The 21,699-nt window shown below is 67.8% G+C and carries 23 protein-coding genes, 1 tRNA gene and 1 other RNA gene; 7 read left to right on the forward strand and 18 right to left on the reverse strand.

From position 1 onward, the window contains the following. Positions 1 to 114: 114 nt before the first annotated feature. From ACVOKU_RS05760 to ACVOKU_RS05800, 9 genes are all read right to left on the reverse strand, one after another. Positions 115 to 1,479: an aminodeoxychorismate synthase component I gene (locus ACVOKU_RS05760; RefSeq protein WP_481559367.1), complete on the reverse strand. Its 1,365-nt coding sequence runs from the start codon at positions 1,477 to 1,479 to the stop codon at positions 115 to 117. 101 nt (positions 1,480 to 1,580) lie between these two features. Further along, positions 1,581 to 2,843 (reverse strand): beta-ketoacyl-ACP synthase II, encoded by a 1,263-nt coding sequence (gene fabF, locus ACVOKU_RS05765; protein WP_481559368.1) that lies wholly within the window; start codon positions 2,841 to 2,843, stop codon positions 1,581 to 1,583. 142 nt (positions 2,844 to 2,985) lie between these two features. Beyond that, positions 2,986 to 3,225, reverse strand: coding sequence for an acyl carrier protein (gene acpP / locus ACVOKU_RS05770; protein WP_053519101.1), 240 nt, complete (start codon positions 3,223 to 3,225; stop codon positions 2,986 to 2,988). A gap of 152 nt (positions 3,226 to 3,377) precedes the next feature. After that, complete coding sequence (gene fabG, locus ACVOKU_RS05775) at positions 3,378 to 4,121, reverse strand: 3-oxoacyl-ACP reductase FabG (protein WP_053519099.1); 744 nt, start codon at positions 4,119 to 4,121, stop codon at positions 3,378 to 3,380. An 82-nt stretch (positions 4,122 to 4,203) separates the two neighbouring features. Continuing rightward, a complete protein-coding gene (fabD, locus tag ACVOKU_RS05780) occupies positions 4,204 to 5,148 on the reverse strand; it encodes an ACP S-malonyltransferase (RefSeq protein ID WP_481559369.1) in 945 nt (314 codons plus the stop codon). 161 nt (positions 5,149 to 5,309) lie between these two features. Beyond that, the gene (locus ACVOKU_RS05785; protein WP_065182460.1) at positions 5,310 to 6,092 is read right to left on the reverse strand and encodes a BUD32 family EKC/KEOPS complex subunit; all 783 of its coding nucleotides are present in this window, start codon (positions 6,090 to 6,092) and stop codon (positions 5,310 to 5,312) included. A 75-nt stretch (positions 6,093 to 6,167) separates the two neighbouring features. Further along, positions 6,168 to 7,145 carry a beta-ketoacyl-ACP synthase III gene (locus tag ACVOKU_RS05790; RefSeq protein ID WP_053519093.1) on the reverse strand — a complete coding sequence of 326 codons (978 nt, stop codon included), beginning with the start codon at positions 7,143 to 7,145 and terminating at the stop codon, positions 6,168 to 6,170. 93 nt (positions 7,146 to 7,238) lie between these two features. Then, positions 7,239 to 7,433: a 50S ribosomal protein L32 gene (gene rpmF / locus ACVOKU_RS05795; protein WP_005408308.1), complete on the reverse strand. Its 195-nt coding sequence runs from the start codon at positions 7,431 to 7,433 to the stop codon at positions 7,239 to 7,241. 107 nt (positions 7,434 to 7,540) lie between these two features. Then, positions 7,541 to 8,050, reverse strand: a complete 510-nt coding sequence (locus ACVOKU_RS05800; RefSeq protein WP_049404889.1) for a YceD family protein — start codon at positions 8,048 to 8,050, stop codon at positions 7,541 to 7,543. Between the two features lie 113 nt (positions 8,051 to 8,163). Between ACVOKU_RS05800 and ACVOKU_RS05805 the strand changes: the two genes are divergently transcribed. After that, the gene (locus ACVOKU_RS05805) at positions 8,164 to 8,733 is read left to right on the forward strand and encodes a Maf family protein (RefSeq protein WP_481559370.1); all 570 of its coding nucleotides are present in this window, start codon (positions 8,164 to 8,166) and stop codon (positions 8,731 to 8,733) included. 17 nt (positions 8,734 to 8,750) lie between these two features. On the opposite strand, the gene ACVOKU_RS05810 is transcribed toward ACVOKU_RS05805, so the two are convergent. Beyond that, positions 8,751 to 10,592 carry a glycosyltransferase family 39 protein gene (locus ACVOKU_RS05810; RefSeq protein ID WP_481559371.1) on the reverse strand — a complete coding sequence of 614 codons (1,842 nt, stop codon included), beginning with the start codon at positions 10,590 to 10,592 and terminating at the stop codon, positions 8,751 to 8,753. Positions 10,593 to 10,634: 42 nt separating this feature from the next. Between ACVOKU_RS05810 and ACVOKU_RS05815 the strand changes: the two genes are divergently transcribed. From ACVOKU_RS05815 to ACVOKU_RS05830, 4 genes are read left to right on the forward strand one after another with little or no spacing between them, the layout of a single operon-like run. After that, positions 10,635 to 11,588: an AAA family ATPase gene (locus ACVOKU_RS05815; RefSeq protein ID WP_481559372.1), complete on the forward strand. Its 954-nt coding sequence runs from the start codon at positions 10,635 to 10,637 to the stop codon at positions 11,586 to 11,588. 2 nt (positions 11,589 to 11,590) lie between these two features. Beyond that, complete coding sequence (locus ACVOKU_RS05820) at positions 11,591 to 12,535, forward strand: DUF58 domain-containing protein (protein WP_481559373.1); 945 nt, start codon at positions 11,591 to 11,593, stop codon at positions 12,533 to 12,535. After that, complete coding sequence (locus tag ACVOKU_RS05825) at positions 12,528 to 14,477, forward strand: transglutaminase TgpA family protein (protein WP_481559374.1); 1,950 nt, start codon at positions 12,528 to 12,530, stop codon at positions 14,475 to 14,477. The genes ACVOKU_RS05820 and ACVOKU_RS05825 overlap by 8 nt, the downstream gene beginning before the upstream one ends. Then, the gene (locus tag ACVOKU_RS05830; protein ID WP_053519081.1) at positions 14,474 to 14,998 is read left to right on the forward strand and encodes a Slp family lipoprotein; all 525 of its coding nucleotides are present in this window, start codon (positions 14,474 to 14,476) and stop codon (positions 14,996 to 14,998) included. The genes ACVOKU_RS05825 and ACVOKU_RS05830 overlap by 4 nt, the downstream gene beginning before the upstream one ends. 77 nt (positions 14,999 to 15,075) lie before the next feature. On the opposite strand, the gene ACVOKU_RS05835 is transcribed toward ACVOKU_RS05830, so the two are convergent. The 4 genes from ACVOKU_RS05835 to dnaX all read right to left on the reverse strand — a co-directional run bounded on the left by ACVOKU_RS05835 (position 15,076) and on the right by dnaX (position 18,502). Beyond that, positions 15,076 to 15,435 (reverse strand): histidine triad nucleotide-binding protein, encoded by a 360-nt coding sequence (locus tag ACVOKU_RS05835; RefSeq protein WP_053519079.1) that lies wholly within the window; start codon positions 15,433 to 15,435, stop codon positions 15,076 to 15,078. A gap of 64 nt (positions 15,436 to 15,499) precedes the next feature. Then, positions 15,500 to 16,099 (reverse strand): recombination mediator RecR, encoded by a 600-nt coding sequence (gene recR / locus ACVOKU_RS05840; RefSeq protein ID WP_481559375.1) that lies wholly within the window; start codon positions 16,097 to 16,099, stop codon positions 15,500 to 15,502. Positions 16,100 to 16,159: 60 nt separating this feature from the next. After that, complete coding sequence (locus ACVOKU_RS05845) at positions 16,160 to 16,480, reverse strand: YbaB/EbfC family nucleoid-associated protein (protein WP_010483846.1); 321 nt, start codon at positions 16,478 to 16,480, stop codon at positions 16,160 to 16,162. A gap of 6 nt (positions 16,481 to 16,486) precedes the next feature. Continuing rightward, positions 16,487 to 18,502 (reverse strand): DNA polymerase III subunit gamma/tau, encoded by a 2,016-nt coding sequence (dnaX, locus tag ACVOKU_RS05850; protein ID WP_481559376.1) that lies wholly within the window; start codon positions 18,500 to 18,502, stop codon positions 16,487 to 16,489. A gap of 132 nt (positions 18,503 to 18,634) precedes the next feature. Between dnaX and ACVOKU_RS05855 the strand changes: the two genes are divergently transcribed. Next, a tRNA-Ser gene (locus ACVOKU_RS05855) sits at positions 18,635 to 18,727 on the forward strand. Between the two features lie 266 nt (positions 18,728 to 18,993). On the opposite strand, the gene ACVOKU_RS05860 is transcribed toward ACVOKU_RS05855, so the two are convergent. Next, positions 18,994 to 19,311 (reverse strand): DMT family transporter, encoded by a 318-nt coding sequence (locus tag ACVOKU_RS05860; RefSeq protein ID WP_053519073.1) that lies wholly within the window; start codon positions 19,309 to 19,311, stop codon positions 18,994 to 18,996. Between the two features lie 300 nt (positions 19,312 to 19,611). Between ACVOKU_RS05860 and ffs the strand changes: the two genes are divergently transcribed. Then, an RNA gene (gene ffs, locus ACVOKU_RS05865) (signal recognition particle sRNA small type) lies at positions 19,612 to 19,708 on the forward strand. A 75-nt stretch (positions 19,709 to 19,783) separates the two neighbouring features. On the opposite strand, the gene ACVOKU_RS05870 is transcribed toward ffs, so the two are convergent. From ACVOKU_RS05870 to ACVOKU_RS05880, 3 genes are read right to left on the reverse strand one after another with little or no spacing between them, the layout of a single operon-like run. Further along, positions 19,784 to 20,173: a nuclear transport factor 2 family protein gene (locus ACVOKU_RS05870; RefSeq protein ID WP_481559377.1), complete on the reverse strand. Its 390-nt coding sequence runs from the start codon at positions 20,171 to 20,173 to the stop codon at positions 19,784 to 19,786. After that, positions 20,170 to 20,937 (reverse strand): MBL fold metallo-hydrolase, encoded by a 768-nt coding sequence (locus tag ACVOKU_RS05875; protein ID WP_164152169.1) that lies wholly within the window; start codon positions 20,935 to 20,937, stop codon positions 20,170 to 20,172. The genes ACVOKU_RS05870 and ACVOKU_RS05875 overlap by 4 nt, the downstream gene beginning before the upstream one ends. Beyond that, entirely contained in the window at positions 20,937 to 21,686 is a 750-nt protein-coding gene (locus tag ACVOKU_RS05880; protein ID WP_053519066.1) for a 3-deoxy-D-manno-octulosonic acid kinase, read from the reverse strand. Before ACVOKU_RS05880 ends, ACVOKU_RS05875 begins: the two co-directional genes overlap by 1 nt. Positions 21,687 to 21,699: the final 13 nt, after the last annotated feature.

A 21,699-nucleotide genomic window follows, 5' to 3' on the forward strand; every position in this document is an offset into this window, starting at 1 on the left:
GCCGGTGGAGTGGGGTCATGGCCGGGGTGGCACCCAACCCCGCTTCGCTCGCCGGGCATGGCCCGGCGGTGATGCATCGGTAGCGCCGGGCCATGCCCGGCGGGGGGCGATCGCCTACCCCTGCTGGCCCAAGGCGCGCAGCAGGCCACGCGCTTTGGCGCGGGTCTCGTCCAGCTCCTTGTCCGGGTCCGAATCGACCACAATGCCGGCGCCGGTGCGGAAACTGACCTCATAGCCGTCCACCTCGGCAGTACGGATCAGGATGTTCAGGTCCAGGTCGCCATCGCGGTTCAGCCAGCCGAACGCACCGGTATAGGCACCGCGCGGCACCTGCTCCAGCTCGCTGATGATCTGCATGCAGCGCACCTTCGGGCAGCCGGTGATGGTGCCGCCGGGGAACGTTGCGGCGATCACTTCGCCGGGGGTGACCTCCGGGCGCAGATGGCCGCTGACGTTGCTGACGATGTGGTGCACATGGGCGTAGCTCTCCACCGTCATCAGTTCATCGACCACCACGGTGCCGGGCAGGCAGATGCGGCCCAGATCGTTGCGCTCCAGGTCGATCAGCATCACGTGCTCGGCGCGCTCCTTCGGGTGCCCGACCAGCTCTTGGATGCGCGCGGCATCATCGTCACCCTCGAAACGCGGGCGCGTGCCCGCGATCGGCCGGGTCTGCGCGTGGCCGGCATGCACCGATACCAGCCGCTCCGGCGAGGAGCTGACCACGTGCCGCCCAAACGCACTGAACAGGCCGGCAAACGGTGCGGGGTTGGCGCGGCGCAGCTGTGCGTACAGGGCCTGCGGGCTGACCGGCGTGGCGAACTGCGCGCTCCAGCGCCGCGACAGGTTCACCTGGAACACATCGCCGGCGCGCAGGTAGTCGATCACCCGGCGCACGCCGTCGGTGAAGCGCTGCGGCACGTCTTCGCCGACCGACTGCGGCGGCTGCCAGCCCTGCCCCGCCTCCGGCAGCGCCTGCGCGGCCAGCGCCACCAGCGAGTCCAGCAGCGCCTGCTCGCCCGCTTCGGCGATGACGAAGCTGGCGTGGTTCTGGTGGTCGTGCAGCACGGCCGCCGGGCAGCGCAGCGCCAGTGCCGTCGGCCGGCCATCATCGCGCGCACGCGCCGGCAGCACCGGCTCGATCTGGCTGGCCACTTCGTAGTCGAGCATCAAGGCCCAGCCGCCGCGGAACGGCAGGCTGTGACTGCCATCGTGCGGCAGCCGTGCCTGCTGCCAGGCGCGGTCCAGCGCCTGCAGGAAGCTGCCGGGCTGCACCGTATCCTGCTGGTCGCGCACGCAACCATCGGCATCCAGGCGCAGCGTGTCGCCCTGTGCAGCCAACAGCAGGCTCCAGCGGCCCTGCGCGGTGCCGGAAGCGGTGGACTCCATCAGCAGCGGGAAACGTTCCGGCGCCTGCTGCTGCAGGGCCAGCAGATCGATCGGATGCGGCAGCGGGTGGATCAGCGGGGCGTGGGTCATGGTGGCCTGCAGGGGAATTCAGATACACGGAAGCCGCCTTGCGGCGGCTTCCTGGTGCGTGGAGCACGTCCGGTCGAGCATGGCCCGACGCGACAACCCGGTCAGACGCGCTTGAAGATCAGCGTGCCGTTGGTGCCGCCGAAGCCGAAGCCATTGGACATCACCACGTCGACCTTGGCCTGGCGCGCTTCATTGGGGACGTAGTCCAGGTCACAGCCTTCGCCCGGCTCCTGCAGGTTGATGGTCGGCGGGATGACGTTGTCCTGCAGCGCCATCACCGAGAAGATCGCCTCCACACCGCCGGCCGCACCGAGCAGGTGGCCGGTCATCGACTTGGTGGAGCTGACCATCATCTTGTAGGCGTGGTCGCCGAAGGCGGTCTTCATCGCCATGGTTTCGCCCAGGTCGCCCAGCGGCGTGGAGGTGCCATGTGCGTTGAGGTAACCCACCTGTTCCGGATTCACGCCAGCGTCCTTCAACGCCATGGTCATGCAGCGGGCAGCGCCTTCGCCGTTCTCGCTCGGCGCGGTCATGTGGTACGCGTCGGAGCTGGCGCCGAAGCCGGCCAGCTCGCAGTAGATCTTCGCGCCACGGGCCTTGGCGTGCTCGTACTCTTCCAGGATCAGGATGCCGGCACCGTCGCCCAGCACGAAGCCGTCGCGGTCCTTGTCCCAGGGGCGCGAGGCCTGTTCCGGTGCGTCGTTGCGGGTGGACATGGCCTTCATCGCGCAGAAGCCGCCCACGGCGGTCGGCGAGGAGCCGCGCTCGGCGCCGCCCACCACCATCACGTCCGCATCGCCGTACTGGATCATGCGCATGGCGGTGCCGATCGAGTGGTTCGACGTGGCGCAGGCCGAAACCGCCGAGAACGACGGGCCCTTCAGGCCGGTGATGATGCTCAGCTGGCCCGGCAGCATGTTGATGATGGTCTTGGGCACGTAGAAGGGCGAGATCTTCTTGCCCTCGTGGAATTCGATGGTCTGCTCTTCGATGCCGAGCAGGCCGCCGATGCCGGCGCCGACGATGGCGCCGATGCGCTCGGCATTGGCGTCGGTGATCTCCAGGCCCGAATCATGCAGGGCCATGAACGAGGCACCGAGGCCGTAATGGATGAACGGGTCCATCTTCTTGGCATCCTTGCCGCTGACCCGGTACTTGCCGAACAGTGCATTGTCGGCGGTGATGTCGAAGCCCTTGACCTCACCTGCAATCTTGGTGGTGAACCGTTCCAGGTAGGAATCGGCGACGTTGGTCAGCGGACCGATGCCCGAACGACCATGGGTGATGCCTTCCCAGCTGCTGGCCAGATCATTGCCCAACGGCGAGACGATACCCAGGCCGGTTACGACGACGCGACGCTTCATTGCTGATTCTCCTGACCCGAAGATGCTTTCGGGCAACGCGGTTTGCTTCGGTGTGATGCGCAAACACACGGGGCCGCAACAGCGGCCCCATGGGGTGCGGTGCGCGCCGGGCGGATGCCCGCACGCGCACTGCCGTCTGACATCAGGCCTTGACGTGGGCCTTGATGTAGTCGATGGCGGCCTGCACGGTGCTGATCTTCTCGGCTTCTTCGTCCGGGATTTCGCACTCGAATTCTTCTTCCAGCGCCATCACCAGCTCGACGGTGTCCAGCGAGTCAGCGCCCAGGTCATCGACGAACGATGCGCTGGTGGTGACTTCTTCTTCCTTGACGCCAAGCTGTTCGACGACGATTTTCTTGACGCGTTCTTCGATGGTGCTCATGGGATCTCGCTCCAGATGGAGTTGTGGTTCAAAAGTGGTCGCCATCAAGGGCGATGGCCGTGGGATAGTGTAGTGGAAACCGGCGCGCCCTTGCATTGCAGCAAAAATCCACGCAGATCAACCACTTGCGGCGCAATCCGTGCGCCCCTTGCTTACGGCATGTACATGCCGCCGTTCACATGGAGGGTTTCGCCGGTGATGTAGCCGGCAGCCGGGCTGGCCAGGAAGGCCACCGCATGGGCGATGTCTTCCGGCGAACCCAGGCGTTCGAGGGCGATGTCGTTGATCAGCGCGGTGCGCGCTTCTTCCGGCAGTGCCTTGGTCATGTCGGTGTCGATGAAGCCCGGCGCGACCACGTTGACGGTGACGCCACGCGAGCCGATCTCCTTGGCCAGCGACTTGCTGAAGCCGATGATGCCGGCCTTGGCGGCCGCGTAGTTGGCCTGGCCGGCATTGCCGGTCACGCCCACCACCGAGGCGATGTTGATGATGCGGCCCTTGCGTGCCTTCATCATGCCGCGCATGACCGCCTTGCTGGTGCGGAACACGCTGGTCAGGTTGGTGTCGATGATCGACGCCCAGTCATCGTCCTTCATGCGCATCAGCAGATTGTCGCGGGTGATGCCGGCGTTGTTGACCAGGATCGAGATCGGGCCGAATTCCTTGGCGATGCCATCCAGCACGCTGTCCAGTGCGGCGGCATCGGTGACGTTCAGCGCGCGGCCGTGACCACCGTGGGCCGCCAGGCGCTCGCCGATCGCAGCAGCGCCGGACTCGGTGGTGGCGGTGCCGATGACGGTGGCGCCCTGGGCGGCCAGCAGATCGGCAATGGCGGCACCGATGCCACGGCTGGCACCGGTGACCAGTGCGATTTCACCCTGCAGGGGCTTGCTCATGATGGTTTCCTCAGACGGGGGCAGCCGCCCCACCCGCGCCGCGTGCAGCGGCCACTGGCAGGGTCGGCAGGAACAGGGGCGATCAGGCCGACCATGCCTCGCGGGCGCTTTCAAAGTCGCCCGGGGTGGCCAGCGAACGGCCGTCGATGGCCTTGTCGATGCGCTTGACCAGACCGGTCAGCACCTTGCCCGGGCCACATTCGGCAACCTGGGTGATGCCACGGGCGGCCAGGGCCTGCACGCAACCGGTCCACTGCACCGGCTGGTACAGCTGCTGGACCAGCGCGGTGCGGATGGCATCCACGCCGTCGTGCACCCGGGCATCGACGTTCTGTACCACCGGCAGCTGCGGAGCCTGCCAGGACAGCCCGGCCATCACTTCGGCCAGACGGTTGGCGGCCTCGCGCATCAACGGGGTATGCGAGGGCACGCTGACGGCCAGCTTCACTGCCTTGCGCACGCCCTTTTCGGCCAGCAACGCCAGCGCGCGGTCGACTGCTGCCGCATCGCCACCGATCACGATCTGGCCGGGCGAGTTGAAGTTGGCCGGTACCACCACCTGGCTGCCCGCTGCTTCGGCGCAGACGTCCAGCACCAGCTGGTCTTCGGCGCCGAGCACGGCGGCCATGGCGCCCACGCCGGCCGGAGCCGCGTCCTGCATCAGCTGGCCGCGCAGGCGCACCAGGTGCGCACCGTCATGCAGGCTCAGCGCGCCAGCGGCGACCAGCGCCGTGTACTCGCCCAGGCTGTGGCCGGCCAGCACCGACGGGCGCGGACCACCCACGGCGTTCCAGGCGCGCCACACGCCGATGCTCGCCGCCAGCAGGGCCGGCTGCGTGTATTCGGTACGGTTGAGCATTTCCTCCGGGCCACCCTGGGACAGCGCCCACAGGTCGACGCCAGCACCATCGGATGCCTCGGTGAAGGCCTCACGCACCTGCGGGTGCAGCTCGGCCAGCTCGGCCACCATGCCCACAGACTGCGAGCCCTGGCCGGGGAAGACAAAAGCGAGGGTGGATACGGTCACGCGGTCATCCGCTTGTTGCAATCGAAGCGGGCCATGATAAGGGTGAATCCGCCGTGTCGTCTGTACGTGCGCGTATGCAGGGCGTATGGAGCGCGCCGGCAATGCCTGTCCACGTCCGGCGAACGATTCCGGTAGCGCCGGGCCATGCCCGGCGGATGCAATCAGCAGAACAACTGCAGAATGTCCAGCTCGCCATCGGCAAAGAAATCCATGCACAGCCCGACCACCATCAGCACCCCCATGGTCGTGGCGCCGTGCGCGATGAAGATCGAATGGGCCAGCGTGCGCGCCGAGCGTCCGAGCTTCATGCAGACCCGGGCCAGGCGCTGCAGGCGGCCGCTCACGGCGTGCACGTGCTCGCGTACCGGCGCCTGCACGGTGCCGATCGCCTCGGCCATCATTGCCTGCAGGCAGTCAGGCCGGTCGGCGTAGTACTTGGCCACGCCATAGCCGAACATCAGCCAGTCGCGCGCCTGGGCTTCGGCCAGATCCATCACTTCCAGCGGATCTTCCTCGAAGTCGATGAAACCGACCCGCTCGCCATCCCAGGTGAGGTTGCGCGGCAGCGGCTGGCCGAAATAGGCGCCACGGCTGTGTGCTTCGGCAAGTGCCCGCATTGCGGCCATCACCAGCCGGTCCCGCCCGGCATCGTCGGCCTCGCGCAGGCAGGTGTTGAACGAGCTGCCGTTGTCCCCGATCACCAGCGCGGCATGGCCGCTGCCGATCACGTCGGGCACGTTCACTCCTTGTGCCTGCAGTTCGCCCAGGCGGCGGGCCTCGACCTCGCGTGCGGCGTCTCCGCCCCGGTGCGGCGGCGGGCGCAGCGCGTCCAGCTGGAACCGGCGGGCGACGAAATTGAGCAGGCCCAGGGCCATGGCTCGGCTTCCCTTGCCGTACTGCTTCAGCCAGGCGCGCTGCCCGTCGATGACGATGGGCTCAACCATGACAGGACCTCCTTAAACGCGTTACGGCCCCTGAGGGCCGCAACGACAGACTTCACGTTGTCGTAACTTGCACTATCAATAGCGCAACAGGGCCGAACCCCACGTGAAGCCGCCACCAAAGGCTTCCAGCAGCAGCAGCTGACCGCGCTCGACGCGGCCCGAGCGGACCGCAGCATCCAGCGCCAGCGGCACCGAGCCGGACGAGGTGTTGCCATGCTGGTCGACGGTGACCACGACCTGGTCCATCGACATTTCCAGCCGCTTGGCGGTGGCTTCGATGATGCGCAGGTTGGCCTGGTGCGGGATCAGCCAGTCCAGGTCCGACTTGTCCAGGCCATTGGCGGCCAGGGTCTCGTCCACGACCGAGTCCAGCGCCTTGACGGCGTACTTGAACACGTCGTTGCCCTTCATGTTGATGGTGCCGCCGCCATTGGCGCCGTCCTTGAAACCGGCCGAAACGCCAACCGGATTCCACAGCAGTTCCTTCTTGCTGCCATCAGAGTGCAGATGCGTGCTGAGGATGCCGGTTTCCTCGTCGGCCTTGAGCACGACGGCGCCAGCACCATCACCGAACAGCACGCAGGTGGTGCGGTCGTTCCAGTCGACGATGCGGGTCAGGGTTTCCGCGCCGATCACCAGCACGTGCCTGCAGTCGCCGGAACGGATGAACTTGTCGGCCACGCTCAGCGCGAACACGAAGCCCGAGCAGGCCGCGTTGACGTCGAAGGCGGGGCAACCGGCCACACCGAGCTTGGCCTGGATGAGGCACGCGGTGGACGGGAAAATCAGATCAGGCGTGGTCGTGCCGACCACGATCATGTCGAGCTGGGAAGCGTCGATGCCCGCCGCTTCAAGCGCACGCAGCGCAGCTTGGTAGCCGAGATCGCTGGTGGTCTCGCCTTCGGCCGCAATGTGCCGCTCACGGATACCGGTGCGCGTCTGGATCCACTCGTCCGAGGTTTCGACCATTTTTTCCAGGTCGGCGTTGGTCAGGACTTTTTCCGGCAAATAGCTGCCGGTGCCCGCGATCCTCGAGTAGATCCGCTTGCTCATCATGTTTCCTGTTGCGCGGGCCGCCGATCACCGGCACGCCCGGGGAAAGAAGGCAAAGGCCGCTGCCCGTCGGGCAGCGGCCTTCCCGGCACATCAATCTTCTTCGACGGCCGAGGTCTTGGTCTGGATGACCTTCTTGCCACGGTAGAAACCGTCGGCAGTGATGTGGTGACGCAGATGCACTTCACCGGTGGTCGGGTCGGTCGACAGCTGCTTGGCGCTCAGGGCGTCATGCGAACGACGCTGGCCGCGACGGGACGGGGTAACACGGGATTTCTGGACAGCCATGGGATTGCTCCAAACTCGGTTCGTTTTGCTTCGTCGTTTCGTCGCACAGGACGCCAGCGCCCAGCACACTTTTCGCTTTCGCCGCAGCCGCCGACGACAACCGGCTGCTATTGTTTCTTCAACGCCGCCAACGCCGCGAACGGGTTGGCCTTCTTCGTTTCTTCTTCGCTCGGTGCCCAGTCCTTGTCGACTGCTTCACCGTCGGGTGACAGCGGTACCACCGGCACCGCCAGCACCAGTTCGTCCTCGACCAGGTCCAGCGGACGCAGCTGGCCATCTTCCGGCACCAGCAACGCCTCGTATTCCTCCGGCAGGGACGATTCCTCGTCCTCGTCGCGGATCAGGCCAAGCCTCTGGGTCACCTTCACCGGCAACAGGAATCGCTGCATGCTGCGCTGACAGGTCAGCGGCAGCGCGGTGTCGATGGTCAGTTCCACATAGGATACCCGCAAGACGTCGTCGCGACCGAACTCAAGCGAGTACACGCACTCGCCGTCGGTATCTGCGACCAACCCCTGCAGGCGGGTCAATTCAGCCAGGGAGACCTGACCGTCGAAGCGCCTTCGCGCTACAACCATCCGCCAGGCATCCAGCGTTTCGGGCACGTTCGCGGACATAAGCCGCTGAATACTAAGGATCCGGGCGGCGGCTGTCAAATGCCCGCCACATGAGGCTTGCCGCTGGCAGTCAGGCCGGGCCAGACTGCCGCACCCTGCCCCGGTATTGTTGCATGACCCTGGTCCTGGCCTCCACCTCCCGTTACCGCCGCGAACTGCTGCAGCGGCTGGCCCTGCCGTTCGAGTGCGCGCGCCCGGAGGTGGATGAAACGCCGTTGAGCGGTGAAGCCCCGCTGGATCTGGCGGTACGCCTGGCCGCGGCCAAGGCGGCCGATGTGGGCGCCCGCCACCCGGGCGCCTGGGTGATCGGCTCGGACCAGGTCGCCGACCTGGAGGGGCGGCCGCTGGGCAAACCAGGCACGGTCGATGCCGCCTGTGCGCAGTTGGCGGCCATGGCCGGACGCACCGTACGCTTCCACACCGCCCTGAATCTCACGCGGGACGGAGAATCGTTCGCGGCACTGGATCTGACCGAAGTGCGCTTCCGTCATCTTGATGCCGCGGAAATCGCCCGTTATGTGGCTGCCGAGCAGCCCCTTGACTGTGCCGGCAGCTTCAAATGCGAAGGACTGGGCATCAGCCTGTTCGACGCCATCGACAGCCGCGATCCCACTGCGCTGGTCGGCCTGCCCCTGATCGCCCTGTGCAGCCTGCTGCGCAGGGCCGGATTCCGGGTGCCCTGAGCCCCGGGGTAGCGCCTTCAGCGCTTCTCCACCACGAACGGCTGCTCCTGCCATGCTTCCACGCTGCCGTCGTGGCCGTACAGGCGCAGACCCAGCCAGTGCTTGCCCGATGCCAGCACGGAGGTATCGAGGCTGGCATCGAAGCCCACGGCCGGATGCTGCGGATCGGTGCTGTCCGGCCAGGCCGGGCGCAGGTCGAACTCGCGACCGTAGCGCGCATCGCCGATCGAACGGCCATCGACCAGCACCTCCACGCGCGCCAGGCCGACGCCGTCCTTGAAGGCCCAGCCCCGGATCGCCAGCGTGCCGGACACCTTCTCGCCATTGGACGGCGCATCCAGCCACGCCATCGCCGGCGTCACGCAGGGCCCCGGCGCGCGCTGCGCCGGCAGGCGGAACAGCAGGAAGCGCTGGAAACCGTGATCACTGCTGACAATCCGTGGTGCCGGCAGCGGCCCCACCTGTTCGCAGACCGCGTGATAGCGGTCCAGCAGCTCGCGGTATCGCTGGTCGCTGGGTGACAGCACCAGCAGCATGGGCGCGGTGCGTTCACCGGCATGTACCAGGTTCCACTGCGCCAGCTGCGCCGTGCGGCCATGCTTGTCGTTGAGCGGGTGCGGCAACACTTCGATATCGCCATCGCCCAGCTGGAAGCCCAGCTCGGCCCCCACCTTGAAGTTGCCGGCCAGGACACGCGTGCCTTCGGGCATCTGCTGCAGTTCCTCGCGGACCGCCGCGGCCAACGGCTCCCAGCCGGCGAAATTGCGCGGGTAGTACTTGCTTCCGGCCATCTGCTCGCGCAGTGCCGGCGTGGAGGCCATCAGGTAGTAGCCGAACGCCAGCACCATGCCCAGCCCTGCCAGCCACCACCCTGTCCTGCGCAGCCAGCGCGGCCATCCATTGAGCACCACCGGTACCGCGACCAGCAGCGCCAGGTAGCCCGGCAGCGGCCAGTGGAAACTGATGCGCTCGACATCGGTGAAGAAGCCCAGCAGGAAGATGCCCAGCGTCGATACGCCGCCCACCAGCCCGAAGTAGCGCCACTGCACGCGCGCACCACCACCGCTGCGCGTGCCGGCCAGCGCCACCTTCCACATCGCGATGCACAGGATGGGGGTGACCAGCATCGGCTGGATCACCAGGAACCACAGCCCACCCCACTCGAACGCCCAGGGATGGCGCTCGACCACCTGGAACCTCAGCCCGGCATCGTGGTTGTCCGCATTCCACGCCAGCAACGGCAACCAGGCCAGCACACCGATGGCCAGCGCGACCCAGACCCGCGGATCGGCCAGCATGCGCCGGCCCTGCGGCAACGCCAGCAACGCGATGAAGCCGACGCCGATCACACCGATGAAGCGATAGTGGCTGAGCGCACCGATCAGCAGGCCCAACGCCAGCTTCATCGCCGATGATGCGTCCACGTTGTGCAGCAGGCGCGCACCCGCGTGCAGGCACAGCACGGCCGCCAGCGCCATGGGCACGTCCGGCACCGCCAGCAGCCCCAGCGTGGCCGACAGTGGCATCAGCAGAGTAAGGCTGCCTGCCTGCCAACCGGCCACCGCACCGAACCAGCGCGTGGCGATGCGCGAAACCAGCCAGGGCAGCAACGCACCGATCGCCAGGAACGGCAGGCGCAGGGCCAGCACGTGATGACCGCCGATCTCCACGCCCAGCCGCGCCATCCACGCGGTCAGGCCCGGCAGATCGGAATAGGCCGCCGCCAGGTGCTGGCCTTCCTGCCAGTAGAACGCTTCATCGACGAACAGTGGCAGGCGCGCGGCCACCACCAGCTTGGCCGCTGTGACCAGCGTCCATAACCAGAGAAAAATCGTCCGTGCGCGCTGTTCGCCCTGCATTGCTCTATGGATAATCGAGGAGATTCCAGATCAGAGACGATCATGCCAGCTTCGTCCCCCAGTCCCAGCATGCTAACCGATCAACTGCGCCAGTCCCTGCGGGAGGCCCAGGATCAGGTCAACGCGCTGGTGCTGGGCAAGGTTCCGGAAGTGCGGCTCGCCTTCGTCGCTCTGCTGTCCGGTGGACATCTGCTGATCGAGGACCTGCCCGGCCTGGGCAAGACCACGCTGGCCCACGCGCTGGCCAGCAGTCTGGGCCTGGGCTTCCAGCGCGTGCAGTTCACCTCGGACCTGTTGCCGGCCGATGTGCTTGGCGTATCGGTGTATGAGGCAGGCAGTCGCCAGTTCCAGTTCCATCCCGGCCCGGTGTTCACCCATGTGCTGCTGGCCGATGAAATCAACCGCGCGCCACCACGCACGCAGAGCGCGCTGCTGGAGGCCATGGCCGAACAGCAGGTGACACTGGATGGACAGACGCATGCGCTGCCGGACCCCTTCTTCGTGATCGCCACCCAGAATCCGGTGGACCTGTCGGGCACGTTCCCCTTGCCCGACTCGCAGCTGGACCGTTTCCTGCTGCGGCTGGCGATGGGCTATCCCAGCCCGCAGGCCGAGCGCGAGCTGCTGCGCGGCACCGATCGCCGCGACCTGATCGCACGTGCGATGCCGATACTGGACGAAGTGCAGGTGCGGGCATTGCGTGAGGCCGTAGGGCAGGTCCACGCCAGCGACGCGCTGGTCGACTACGTGCAGGCCCTGCTGACCCGCAGCCGCCAGCATGCAGGCGTGCGCGTGGGGCTGTCGCCTCGTGCCGGACTGGCGCTGCTGCGTGCAGCCCGGGCGCATGCGCTGCTGCTCGGCCGCAGCCATGTCATTCCCGAAGACGTGCAGACGCTGTTCGTGGCGGTGGCGGGGCATCGACTGGTGGCCGAAGCCGAGTCCAGCTCCGGGCCTGCGCTGGCACGCGCGATCCTGCAGACCGTCACGGTGGACTGAGCGTGGCCTCGCGCTGGGCGCGGCTGCAGCTGCTGGCACGCCCGCGCGCGCCGGAAGCGCTGCCGCAGCGGTTGAACCGCCACCGCATCTACGTGCTGCCGACGCGCTTCGGCCTGTTCGTCGCCACGCTGCTGTCGGCGATGCTGCTGGGTGCGCTGAACTACAACAACAACCCCGCGTTGCTGCTGGCGTTGCTGCTGGCGGCGGCGGCAATCGCCAGCGCCATTGCCGCGCACCTGCAGTTGTCGGGCGTGCAGATCGATGCGATCTCTGCCGAGCCGGTGCCTGCCGGCCAGCCGCTGCGGCTGCGCGTGGACCTGTCGCTGCGTGATCCGCGGCCACGACAGGGGCTGCACCTGCAACTGGGCGACAGCCAGGCCTGGACCTCGCTGCCCGCACAGGGGCGCGGCGAAGTGGAGCTGGACGTCCCCAGCGAACGTCGCGGCTGGCGGGAGCTGTCGCGCATCCGCCTGTCCACCACACAACCGCTGGGCCTGGTCCGTGCGTGGTCGTGGGTGTGGCCGGAACAGCCATTGCTGGTGTATCCCCTGGCCGAAGCGTTGGCCCCCGCGCTGCCGGAGCGCGGCAACGATCCATTGCACACCCGCGCCCACGCCAGCGGCGAAGAGCTGCACCAGCTGCGCCCCTACCGCGCCGGAGACGCCCCCCGCAGCATTGCCTGGAAGCACTCCGCGCGCCGCGACAGCCTGCTGGTCCGTGAGTACGAAAAGCCGGTCGGCATCGAGGTCGTGCTGGACTGGCACATGCTGGCGCCACTGCCGACCGAAGCGCGCATCGCACGCCTGGCGCGCTGGATCGACATGGCCGAACGCGGCGGTCGCCGCTATACCCTGCTGCTGCCCTCGCATCCGCCACTGGGGCCAGGACAGGGCGCCAGCCATCACCATCTCTGCCTGCGCGCGCTGGCGCTGATGCCGCATGACTGACGCCGCGCCCACGCTCGACCGCAACGCCCGCACCTGGACCATGGCCAGCGCTGCGCTTGCGCTGCTGCCGTTGCTGCTGCAGTTGCCGCCGATGCTGGCCACAGTGATCGCGCTGGCTGCGCTGCTGACGGCCGCGCTGTCGTGGCGACGCGTGTTGCCGATGCCGGTGCGCCTGCTGCTGGTGCTGGGCATGCTGGCCGCCATCGTCTGGCAGATGGGCCTGGTCCGTCCCGGACGCGATACCGGCTGCGCACTGCTCGCCGCGATGCTTGCAATCAAGTCCAGCGAGCTGCGTAGCCTGCGCGATGCACGCAGCCTGCTGGGCTTTGCGCTGTTCTCGCCATTCGCCGCCTTCCTGCTGGACCAGGGCCCGCTGACCACGCTGCTGGCGGCGCTGGCCGGCCTTTGTGCACTGCTGGCCCTGCAGCGCCTGGCACAGGGCGAGGGCCACGCCGACGCCTTGCCGTTGCGCGGCCAGCTGAAGGGCGTCGGCCGGCTTCTGGCGCTGGGCCTGCCACTGGCGCTGGCGTCGTTCTGGCTGTTTCCGCGTCTGTCCACGCCGCTGTGGGGCGTACCCGAACGCGCGGTCAGCACGCCGGGCCTGTCCGACAGCATGGAGCCGGGGCAGTGGCTGGACCTGATGGCCGACGACACACCTGCGCTGCGGGTGCAGTTCTTCGGCGCCGTACCCGAGCCGGACCAGCGCTACTGGCGAGGACCGGTGTTGACCGACTTCGATGGCCGACGCTGGACCCGTGACCGTGCCCGCACACAGCGCCCACCCGCGATCGTCGATGCCGGTGCGCGCGGCTGGGACTACCAGATCGACTACGAGCCGACCGACCGCCGCCAGCTGGTGGCACTGGATCTGCCGACCCGTGCACCGGAAGGCAGCACGCTGGATGCGGACATGAGCCTGCTCAGCGACCGCACGCTGTCGGCGCTGAGCCGGTGGCGCCTGCACTCGGCGCCGCCGCAGCACTTCGACAGCGCGCTCCACCCCTACCTGCGACGCGCAGCGCTGCAGTTGCCGGCCGGCTTCAATCCGCGCACCGCGACCCTCGCCCGGCAGTGGCGGCAGGAGGCGGGCAGCAACGATGAGGCCGTGGTACGTCGCGCCCTGCAGTGGATCACCACCGATTTCTCCTACACGCTGGACACACCCGTGGCCGGCCGCGACCCCATCGATGAGTTCCTGTTCGGCTACAAGGCAGGCTTCTGCGAGCACTTCAGCTCGGCCTTCGTGGTGCTGATGCGCAACGCAGGCATTCCGGCCCGCGTGGTGACCGGCTTCGCCGGCGGCACGCGCAACCGGGTGGGCGACTACTGGGTCGTGCGGCGGATGGATGCCCACGCCTGGGCCGAGGTCTGGCTGCCGCAACGGGGCTGGGTGCGGGTCGACCCCACGGCGGCCGTCGCCCCCGAACGCATCCTGGACACCCTCGACGATCGCCTGCTGGCAGACGCCGGCAATCCGCTGCAACAGCGCTGGCTGCAGCTGGGGCAGATGGGCGACTGGCTGCGCCGTGGCTGGAACGACCTGGTGCTGTCCTTCGATGCGCGCCGCCAGCAGCAGCTGTTCAAGCCCTTGGGCCTGGACGACATCAGTCCGGGACAGTTGCTGTCAGGCTTCGTGATGGCCGCGTTGGCAGCCGTGCTGTGGATGGCATGGCTGCTGGCCCGGGGCGAGCGCGAACGCGACCCGCTGCTGCGCGCCTGGCACCGCCTGGGCCGGCGCTACGCCCGGCTCGGCCTGGCCCGCGAACCGCACGAGCCGGCACTGCTCTGGGCCCGTCGCGTCGATGCGCGCCGGCCCGATCCGGCCCTGCTGGCACTCAGCCAGCGTTTCGCCGACGCGCGCTACGCTGGAACTTGCACCGACCTCGCTTCATTATTGCGGGACCTGCGCAGGCATCGCCCGACTTCCGGAGCCTCCCCATGAACACCAAGTTCCTTCTCACCGCTGTGGCCACGCTGGCCCTGTCGGCCTGCGCCACGGCCCCAAAGCCGCTGCAGGGACAGTTCAGCATGGTCTCCCCGCGCGACTCGGTCGCCACCCAGCAGGTCGGCACGCCCGTGCGCTGGGGCGGCCGCATCATCGAAACCAAGCCCGGCCAGGGCGAGACCTGCTTCCAGATGATCTCGCGCCCGCTCAACGCCTCCGGCCGCCCGAACACCACCTCGTCCGATGCCAGTGACGGCCGCTTCATCGCCTGCCGCTCCGGCTTCTACGATCCGGCGGTGTTTGAGCCCGGCCGTGACGTGACCTTCATCGGCAAGATCGATGGCTACCAGAACACCCGCATCGGCGAGTACGACTATCGCCTGCCGAAGCTGTCGGCCGATGTGATCTACCTGTGGCCGGAGCAGCGCCAGGTCGACGTCGTGCCCTACCCCTATGGCCCCTGGGGCCCGGGCCCGTATGGCCCGTACTGGGGCTACGGCCGCTGGGGCTGGTGGTAACCCCCTCCGGTACGCATGACGCAGAAGGCCGCCCACCGGGCGGCCTTCTGCTTGCACGGCATCGCGCCGGCGGGCGCCTACTTCCCGGGCGCGCCGAAATGGCCCAGCGGCGCGCCGGCCAGCAGGTGCATGTGGATGTGGAACACGGTCTGCCCTGCATCCTCGCGGCAGTTCATCACGATGCGGTAGCCCTGCTCGGCAAATCCCTCGCGGCGCGCATAGTCGGCCGCCGCCAGGGCCAGCTTGCCGATCAGATGCGCCTGCGAAGGCTGCAGGTCGTCCAGGGTCGGAATGATTTCATTCTTCGGAATGAACAGCACGTGCACCGGCGCCTGCGGCGCGATGTCCTTGAAGCCCAGCACGTCCTCGTCTTCATAGACGATGGTGGCCGGAATCTCGCGACGGATGATCCTGCTGAAAAGGGTTTCGTTGCTCATGGTCGGCCTCGGTGAAATGTCGCCTGCATTGTAGGCAACCCCCGCCCTTCAAAGGGCCAGGCCGTCAATCGCGGAATTCGCTGCGGGTGCCGAACGCGTGCGACAGCGTGCCGCGATCCACGTACTCCAGTTCGCCCCCCAGCGGCAGCCCCTGCGCCAACCGGCTCGGCCGGATCTGGCCGGCCCGCGCCAGCTGCGCCAGATAATGCGCGGTGGCCTCTCCCTCGACGGTGGCGCTGGTGGCGATGATCAGCTCCTGCACTTCGCCTTCGCCAAGGCGCTGCTCCAGCTGCTCCAGGCCCAGGTCGCGCGGACCGATGCCGTCGAGCGGCGACAGACGCCCCTGCAGCACGAAGTAGACACCCCGGAAGCCGGTGGCATTCTCGATGGCAAGGCGGTCGGCGGGCGATTCCACCACGCACAGCTGGCTGCGCTCGCGGCTGCCGTTGGCGCAGGTCGGGCACAGTTCGGTTTCACTGAAATCGCGGCACTGCGCGCAGTGGCCGATGCGCTCTACGGCCAGCGCCAACACCTCGGCCAGACGCTGACCGCCGTCGCGTTCGCGTTCCAGCAGGTGGTAGGCCATGCGCTGCGCGGTCTTCTGGCCCACGCCAGGCAGCACCCGCAGCGCATCGATCAATTGTTCAAGCAGGGGTGCGGACACGGCAGCTTCTGGCTTTATGGGTGTGCGCGGCACCCGGCAACGCGGGCACCGCGCCGACGATCAGAACGGCAGCTTCATGCCCGGCGGAAGCTGCATGCCGGCGGTAGCCGAGCCCATCTTCGACTTCGATTCGGCATCGATCTTGTTGGAGGCATCGTTGAACGCTGCGGCGATCAGGTCTTCCAGCATCTCCGGGTCACTGGCCAGCGACGGGTCAATGCGCACCTTGCGGCACTCCTTGGCACCGGTCAGCGTCACGCTGACCATGCCACCGCCGGCACTGCCGGTCACTTCGATCCTGGCGATTTCTTCCTGGGCCTTCTGCAGGTTCTCCTGCATCTTCTGGGCCTGCTGCATCAGTTGGGCGATGTTGCCGCGCATAGTGTCTTACTCGTCAAAAGAACGGATGGAATCGGAAACGACCCGGGCGCCGTGTTGCTGGATCAGCACCTGCACTTCCGGATCGTCCATGAAAACAGCCTCTGCCACCTGTTGCCGCTCGCCGCGCTGGCGATCGGCGCGCTGGTGCAGGGTCTCGGCCGGAACGTGTTCGGTTTCCACGGTCTCGACCACGATCTTCAGCGCGTGCCCCAAGGCCTTTTCCAGCATTTCGCCAAGAGCGGCCAGCGCGCGTTCCGAGCGCAGGTACTCAAATCCGGGCGAAAGCCCCAGTTTCAAGGTCCCCTGCCGGCAGGAGATGAAGGCGGCATTGGCCGCAAGCTGCCGTGAAGGCCCGCTCAGGCCGCTGTTGGCGACCAGGTCCAGCCAGTCTTCCGCTGTCGCCAGCTCGCCGATGTCAGCCCGCGCGCCCGTCTCCGCCGACGCGACGGGCGCAGGTGGAGCGATGACGATGCCCTCGGAACGGAACGGACGCTCGGGCGCGGCCGATGCAGCGACCGGGGGCGACGCCTCAGGCCAGGGCGCGACCATGGCCGCGTCCGGCGTGGCGACATCCGCAGCCAATGCCTGGTCGCGGGCCTCGGCCTCGTCCGTGGCCCACGGCGGAAGATCATCGACGGCCACCGGCACCGGGATGCCGTCGGCCTTGACCGGTGGTGGCGACACCGGTTCTTCGACCGGAACCGGCTTCGGCTCAGGCGCCGGATCAGGTTCGGGTTCGGGCGCCGGCTCGGGCTCCGGGTCGGGTTCGCGTGGGGCGGCCTGCGCAGGCACGCGGGCCGGGATCGCGGCAGCGGCGGCCACCGGGGCCGTTTCCTGGCTGCCAGCACCCGCCCCACCACCGGGCATCGCCCCCCCGGCGGCACCGCCGGCGGCATCGACCGAACGCGGCACCGGCGGCACCGACGCTGCCGGGCGGAACGCCAGCATGCGCAGCACGGCCATTTCAAAGCCCGCGCGCGGGCTCGGCGCCAGCGACAGGTCGCGACGGCCGTTCAGGGCCATCTGATACCAGAGCTGCACCACCTCCGGACGCAGCCGCCCGGCGAATGCTGCCGCATCCAGGCCTTCAGCCGCAGCGGCAACACCCGGTACCAGCTGCTGCACCTGGATGCGATGCAGGCCTTCGGCCAAGGCCTCCAGCACGCCACTCCAGTCCGGCGAGAATTCCGCCAGTGCCGCCACCACCTGCAACAGGCGCGAACCGTCACCTTCGGCGAGGGCATCGAGCATCGCTGCCACCTGGGTGCGATCGACGGTCCCCAGCATGGTGCGCACCACATCGTCGCGCAGCGCACCGCCGGCGTAGGCGATGGCCTGGTCCAGCAGCGACAGACCGTCGCGCAGACTGCCGTCGGCGGCCTTGGCCAGCTGCACGATGGCACTGCCGTCGGCTTCGATCTCCTCGGCCGCCAGGATGCGGGTCATCTGCCCCTGGATCTGGTCCTCATCCAGGCGCTTGAGGTTGAACTGCAGGCAGCGGCTGAGCACGGTGACCGGCAGCTTCTGCGGATCGGTGGTGGCCAGCAGGAACTTGACGTGCTCCGGCGGCTCTTCCAGCGTCTTCAGCAGCGCGTTGAACGCCGCCTTCGAGAGCATGTGCACTTCGTCGATCAGGTAGACCTTGTACTTGCCGCGCGAGGGCATGTACTGCGCGTTCTCGATCACCTCGCGGACGTCATCCACGCCGGTATTGGACGCGGCGTCGATCTCCAGCAGGTCGATGTAACGACCGGCATCGATGTCCAGGCAGGCCGGGCACTGGCCGCACGGATCGGCACTGGTGCCCTGCTCGCAGTTCAGCGACTTGGCGAAGATGCGCGCGATGGTGGTCTTGCCCACACCGCGGGTACCGGTGAACAGGAACGCGTGGTGGACCCGGCCACTGTCCAGCGCATTGCTGAGCGCACGGACCACGTGTTCCTGGCCCACCAGCTCGGCAAAACGCTTCGGACGCCACTTGCGGGCAAGGACGAGATAGGACATCAGGCCACCGTCTTCCATCGGATGCTCCATTGTGCCACGCCTGTCCATCCCCCTCCGCCTGCGACGCGCCCTGAATGGGTGCTTGTGTCCTGCCGCGCCGCCCGCTAGAATCTGCGCCCCTGCTGAGGCGTTTGCCGATGGCAGGGATCCGGAGAGGTGTCCGAGTGGTTGAAGGAGCACGCCTGGAAAGTGTGTAAGCGTCTAAACCGCGCTTCGGGGGTTCGAATCCCCCTCTCTCCGCCAGATGAATGAAAAAGCCGCCCAACGGGCGGCTTTTTTATTTGTCTGGTGGAGAGCATCGGGGTGAGACGCCTCGCCGGGGTTCGACGGATCTGCAGGAGCAGATCCGGACCGCCGAAGGCGGGTCCCGAAGCGCAGCGCGCGCAGGGATCGGGTGCAGGGATGCACCCGACAATCCCCCTCTCTCCGCCAGATGAATGAAAAAGCCGCCCATCGGGCGGCTTTTTTATCTGGCGGGCAGTCGGTTGTCCAGGAAACTGCCCCCAACCTCAACTGCTGGACAGCTTCATCAGCACCAGCCCCGACACGATCAACACCGCCGCGCCGATCCGCATCGGGCTGACCTGTTCACCCAGGAACACGATGCCGACCACGAAGGCACCGACCGCGCCGATGCCTGTCCAGATCGTGTAAGCCGTTCCCAGCGGCAGGCTGCGCATGGCCACGGCCAGCAGCCAGAAACTGGCGATCATGCCGGCGAGGGTGACCAGGGTGGGAGTGAGCCTGGTGAAGCCTTCCGATTGCTTCATCGACACGGCCCAGACGATTTCCAGAAGGCCAGCGAACAACAGATAGATCCAGGCCATGACGGCCCTCCTCTTGGCAGGGCCAGGCCGTCCTGGACATTGATTCCCGATGCGGGGGAGGTCGTTCCTCCTGGCCCGGGATTCTAGCAACGCCCGCGCCGCCCGGCCGCGAACACGCGCCGCGGGTTACAGCAGATTCAGCGCATGGCGCTGGCGTCGATACGCCTGCCTGCGCTAGAATGCGCGCCTGCCATCGGCCAGCCGATGTGCAGTCCGGCTGTGGTCTCCGGCGCACCCTGCGCTGCTTCCCCTGATCCGTGAACAGGCCGCCTCCGGGCGGCCAACGTCTCTATGGTGGCCCCGTCGGCCCCTCGCGACGCTAGGTCGAAAACCCCGCCAGGGCCGGAAGGCAGCAACGGTATCGATCGACGCGGGCGCCGAGGTCAGCCGGCGGGGCCATCGCCTTTCTGGCAGTGCCGCGCTCTGGTAGAGGTCAACCCTGGTTGGCGCCCTCGCCGGGCGTGGCCCGGCGCTACCGTGCTTCGGGCGTCCCTTGATGGAATACCACCCGCCATCCCTGCCCATGCCTGCGCCACAACGAACTGCGCAGCACCCAGCGTTGCGGCTGGCCATCCAGGTAGTAGCGGCTGCGATAACGCACCTGGGCCAGCTCTGGTGCCAGCAACGAGACCGCGTACTGCTCCGATTCGATCTGCACCTGCGCCCGCTCCAGCGGAATCTCCGCCAGCGCAGCCGCACGGCCATAGCACTGGCCGGAGCTGCCGATTTCGCTGAAATCCTCATCCAGCAGTTCCGACAGCCGCGCGCGATCACTACGCACCTGCGGGGTGTGCAGCGCGCGCTCCAGATGTTCCAACTCGGCCGCCAGCGCCGCGTCGGCAGGCTGGCCAGAGGTATTCACGGCGGATCCTGCGCCAGCACGTGCGGCGCGGTCGGGGTCGCCAGCGGCACGCACTGGCCCGGCTGTGCCACGCGGTGGCCGCGCGCGGCCAGCGCAGCACCATCGGCCACGCTGGCGTAGTGGTACAGCATCATCCGCGCCTGCAGCTCAGCACTGTACTCGCGCTCCAGATCATCGACCCCGGTATGCGATGGATTGCCGTGCAGGCCGCAGTCGTGGGCGATCAGCTCGTTGTCACTGGCGTACCGCGCGAGCATCTCCGGAATCGGCCGGGTATCACCGCTCCAGGTCAACGCGCCCTGCAGGCGCAGCCCATAGGCGGTCTCCGGCCAGTGGTGGCGTGCCGGGAATACTTCCAGGCGCACGCCTTCATGCCAGAACGCGTCGCCGACCACGACCAGCTGGAACGCATCCCAGAAATTGGCACCGCCCTCGGCCAGCACATTGGGGTAATCGCCGATGCGCCTGTGCAGCAGCGGCACCACGGTGGCCGGCACATACAGGCGCACCTTCCCACGCCGCTGCGCGTTGAAGTAGGTATCCACGAACAGCCGCTCGAAACCGGCCACATGGTCCAGGTGGACGTGCGTGACGAACAGCGCCTGCGGCATGTGGCCGTAGTGCGCCTTGAAGGCGGTCAGGCCTTCCCCGCCACAGTCGATCGTCAACCACGGCCGACCTTCGCGCTCGATCACCGACATCGGTGATCCCAACTCGACCGCCGACGCATTGCCGACGCCGAGGAAACGCAACGACCAGTCCATCAGGTGCCCCGGTTCCAGGCCATGTCATAGGCGCGACGCAGCCGCGCGTAGTCCTTCTGCACGTCCTCTACGCTGCGCTCGCCGCGCAGCTTGATCAACGAGCGCAGCAGGCGCTTGAGGTTGCGCTCCCGCCAGGCGGTGGCCGGAATGCGGATGACGCCACGATCGAAGTCGATCAGCCAGCCATGGCCGTTGCTGTCGAACAGGATGTTGTGCGCGTTGAGGTCGGCATGGTCCAGGCCGGCACGGTGGAAGCGGGCGATCAGCCGACCGGTCTCTTCCCACGGCGCGCCACGTCCGGCAACCAGCGCGCGGTCGGCCAGCGAACGCACGCCCTCGATCCGTTCCATCAGGATCGCCGCCCGGTAGCGCATGCCCTGCCGCATGTAGAAAGCCGCCACCGGCCGGGGGACCGGCAGCTTCAGCGCGCGCAGGGCCCGCATCAGCCGGAACTCGGCAAAACTGCGGGTCCGGTCGGCGCCCCGCCACAGGTACTGGTCGTGGCTGATCCTGGCCACCAGGCCACCGCGCAGGTAGTGGCGCAGCACGCTGGGGCCGAACGGCGCGTCGACGAACCAGGCGCTGCCACGCCCCCCCTCGCCCACCGGCCGGGCCCGGCTGCCCCAGTGCTGGGGAGAGAACAGGCCGATGTCGGCTTGCCGCAGGCGCTCGCGGTCGAACAGAATGGCCCCGATGCCGCGACCCTCGCGGCATGGCGTCAGCGCTTCATTGGCGTCGAATGCGACCATTTCTTTGAGTCTA

It is taken from the genome of Stenotrophomonas sp. STEN147, assembly GCF_056757995.1.